This window comes from Halomonas sp. ATBC28 (genome assembly GCF_005937175.1).
In the GTDB taxonomy this organism is placed as follows: Bacteria; Pseudomonadota; Gammaproteobacteria; order Pseudomonadales; family Halomonadaceae; genus Vreelandella; species Vreelandella titanicae.
The window spans coordinates 1-409 of record NZ_VCQL01000157.1 but is presented as its reverse complement, the minus strand read 5'-3'; the positions used below and the strand labels follow the sequence as shown (position 1 = coordinate 409).

Below are 409 nucleotides of genomic sequence, written 5' to 3'. Positions count from 1 at the left end.
GTTGGAACACCGACACCGGTAGCGGCGGCTATACCCATAAATTCTTCCGCGTGGCGAAAAGTGCCGACGACCTGCGCCAGCAACGCGACGCCATCGCTGAGTGATCACGCCTGAGCTATGGCTGGATGGGCCGTACCCCAGACTACAAAGCCGCTTTCGGTTGCGCACTGGGCGCGAATCCGGGCTTTTACGGTCAGTTCGAGCAGAACGCCCGTAACTGGTACACCCGTATTCAGGAAACTGGCCTCTACTTTAACCACGCGATTGTTAACCCACCGATCGATCGTCATTTGCCGACCGATAAAGTGAAAGACGTTTACATCAAGCTGGAAAAAGAGACTGACGCCGGGATTATCGTCAGCGGTGCGAAAGTGGTTGCCACCAACTCGGCGCTGACTCACTACAACAT

At 55.5% G+C, this 409-nt stretch carries 1 protein-coding gene; it reads left to right on the top strand.

The annotated features are described in order from the left end of the window. Positions 1-125: 125 nt before the first annotated feature. The coding region (locus E0L35_RS25810) for a 4-hydroxyphenylacetate 3-hydroxylase N-terminal domain-containing protein (RefSeq protein WP_283241555.1) at positions 126-409 on the top strand (284 nt) is incomplete at its 3' end.